This window comes from Streptomyces kebangsaanensis (assembly GCF_001906585.1).
Taxonomy (GTDB): domain Bacteria; phylum Actinomycetota; class Actinomycetes; order Streptomycetales; family Streptomycetaceae; genus Streptomyces; species Streptomyces kebangsaanensis.
Map to the genome: position 1 here is coordinate 1 of NZ_JUJA01000164.1, position 2,751 is coordinate 2,751.

Genomic DNA, 2,751 nt, shown 5'->3' on the forward strand with positions numbered 1-2,751 from the left:
GGTCAGGGCGGCCGCGGCGACGGCCACCGCGACGGCGGCCCGGCGCAGACCGCGGCCCGCCCCGGCGGGGGGCTGGTCCGGCGCCCGCCGGGGCGCGGGACCCGGGGGCGGCACGGGCGGCACGGACGGCAGTTCCTCGGTCGCCTCCTCCACCGGTCCGGTGGGTGGAGCGGGCGGCTCCGGCGGCACCGCGCCCCGGCGGCCGCCGGCGTCGCGCTGCGACTCCTGTGCCTCCTTGAACTCCCTGATGAGCTCCGCGAGGGCGTCGGTGCGTCTGGGCCGTATCACCCGGACCGGCTCCAGGGGCGGCTCGCCGTACGGCTCTCCACGTCCCGGCGGTGTCGACAACTTGGCACTCCTTCCGTCCGTGCGCACGGGCCCCCGTCCCGGGGATGGATACGTGCCTGCCGCGCCACCGGTTCAGCGGCTCCGGCCCCTCACCGGGCGGCGGTCGGGCCGGTGGCGGCGAGAAAGCGGCGCAGGGAGGACTTCAGCGCGGCGACGAAGGCGTCCCCGCGGGTGTCGTCGAGGGCGTCCAGGGAGAGGTAGGGGTTGAGGTCCTCCAGCTCGACCAGCAGCAGCTCGCCGCCGGGGGCGCGGCAGGCGTCGACGCGCTGGATGCCGTGGGCGAGACTGTTCCAGTCGATGAAGCGCCGGGCGAACTCCAGGTCCTCGCGGGTGGGTTCGTACGGCCGCAGCTCCCAGCGCCGCTCCGGGTCCGGGGCGTACAGGGCGTACTGGAAGTCGTGGTCGACGAAGTAGAACGAGACCTCGTAGGCGAAGTCGACGTGCGGCTGGATCAGGACGGTGCCGTCCGCGAGACCGGGCAGTTCGTCGGCGGGGACGGTGCGCAGCCCTATGGAGTCGGCGCCCAGCTTGGGTTTGACCACGTACCGGTCGGCCGCGGGCAGGCGGTCGAGGTCCTCGGGCCGGTCGACGGTGGGGATGACCGGGTGTCCGGCGGCGGTCAGGTCGAGGAGGTACTGCTTGCCGGCCATGTCCGCCCGGCCGGTGAGCGGGTTGTAGACCGGTGTCGCGCGGGCCAGGGCCCGGGCCCTGAAGTCGTCGTAGGCGTCCCGGTACTCCAGGACGGGCCCGCTGTTGCGGACGACGACGGCCTCGAAGGCGTCCATCAGCGCGGCCGCGTCCCTCGGGTGGCACAGGGCCAGGTCGAAGTCCTCGCGCAGACGGGAGGTCAGGCGGATGTCCTCGTCGCAGTAGCGGCGCCCGCGCGCCGGGTACGCCAGGTCGGTGACGTAGAGGAGACGGGGGCGCGCGGAGGGCATGGGAACTCCTGGGGACGTGGCGACCGGCGGGCGGGACGGTGAACGGAGGGACGGCGAGAATGCAGGAAGGTTACTGCGCCGGGTGTTCCGTCAGCCCACCGCACTTGACGCCCACCGTGGACGGCACTGAGTGCCATTCACCCCCCTTCCGGATGCCGCCACCCCCACCCCCGGCTTCCCCGCGTCGACACAGTCGACACAGAGGCCAACCCCTCCGAAACCGACAGCGATGCAGGGCCGTCGAGCATCTTTACGAATGGCACTGAGTGCCATACTCTGAGGCCGTGCACGGTGGTACAGAGACCGCGCACATCCGTGCACGGGTGCGCCGCGCACGTGGGATTTCCGGCCGAGCGCAGGGAGTTGACCAGCGTGTACCACCACTCAGGAAACGCCGTTCGTCCGGCGGCAGGCTCCGCGACCGGCCTTCTCGAGCCCGGGTCCCGCACCCCGGAGGCCCTGTACTTCCAGCGCTGCACCTGGTGCGGCACCGCCGTCTACCACCGGCTGCTGTGCCCGGTCTGCCGGGGCAGCGAACTGCGGACCGAGCGCAGCGAGGGCGTCGGCACGGTCCGCCACTCCACGGTGGTGCACCGCAACACCCCCGCCGCGCGGAACGTGTCGCTGATCGAGATGAGCGAGGGCTTCGTCGTGCGCGGCCGGGTCATGGGCCCGCTCATCGGCATCCACGGCGGCGACCGGGTCCGGCTGTCCACGGCGAAGGACCCGGTGCGCGGCGAGCCCGTCTTCCAGCTGGTCGACGAGCCGTACCGCGCCTGGACCTGACGGGACATCAGCCAAGTCGGCGCCCGAGGGCCGCCTCCGCCCGGCTCGGCTCCGGTACGGCGCCGGAGGCGACGGCCGGTCCCTCGTGCCCCGCGGTTCCCCGCGCGATGGCGGCCAGCGTCAGCACCGCGCACACGGCGTAGACGCAACCGGGCCAGGCGAGCGACGCCGGGTAGGCACCGGGGTACGCCGCCCGGTGGTCCTCGGCCCGGATCAGGGACGGCACCACCCGGGTGACCGTCACGAGCGCCCACACCGCGAGCGTGACCCGGCTGAGCAGGCGCTGCCCGAGAGGACCGTGGGCCAGCCAGATCATGGCGGGCAGGCACCAGATCCAGTGGTGGCTCCAGGAGACGGGGGACACCAGCAGCCCGTACAGCTCCACGGCCACGAGGACGCCGAGCAGGTCGCTCCGCCGCACGGCGGCGCGCACGGCCCAGGCCGTCACCACCGTCACCAGGGCGAGCGCCGCCCCGTAGGCCAGGAACGCGGCGGTGTCCTGGCCGAGCAGTCTGCCGAGCGCCCCGCGCAGGGACTGGTTGCGCACCGACCAGACCGGGCCGACCCGCCGGGTGTCCGTGACGAGCGCCGACCAGTAGCGCGCCGACTCGCGCGGGGCGACGCACCAGGCCAGGGCGGCCGCGGTGGCGACGGTCGCGCCGGCCCACGCCGCCGCCCG

General features: G+C 74.2%; 3 protein-coding genes and 1 pseudogene. 1 reads left to right on the top strand and 3 read right to left on the bottom strand.

The window, feature by feature from the left end; genetic code table 11:
* Both RH94_RS33030 and RH94_RS33035 read right to left on the bottom strand, forming a co-directional pair.
* A pseudogene (locus RH94_RS33030) lies at window positions 1–348 on the bottom strand (peptidoglycan-binding protein); the annotation flags it as partial.
* Window positions 349–437: 89 nt separating this feature from the next.
* On the bottom strand, window positions 438–1,286 hold the full coding sequence (locus RH94_RS33035; protein WP_073952022.1) for a hypothetical protein: 849 nt from the start codon (window positions 1,284–1,286) through the stop codon (window positions 438–440).
* Window positions 1,287–1,658: 372 nt separating this feature from the next.
* On the opposite strand from RH94_RS33035, the gene RH94_RS33040 reads away from it, so the two are divergent.
* A complete protein-coding gene (locus RH94_RS33040) occupies window positions 1,659–2,072 on the top strand; it encodes a Zn-ribbon domain-containing OB-fold protein (RefSeq protein WP_073952023.1) in 414 nt (137 codons plus the stop codon).
* Between the two features lie 7 nt (window positions 2,073–2,079).
* Here RH94_RS33040 and RH94_RS45255 read toward each other — a convergent pair.
* On the bottom strand, window positions 2,080–2,751 hold a 672-nt coding region (locus tag RH94_RS45255; RefSeq protein WP_234426200.1), incomplete at its 5' end, for a glycosyltransferase 87 family protein.

Bases quoted from the DNA above. Each gene is read 5' to 3' on its own strand.
- RH94_RS33035 (WP_073952022.1), bottom strand. From the start codon at position 1,286: ATGCCCTCCGCGCGCCCCCGTCTCCTCTACGTCACCGACCTGGCGTAC.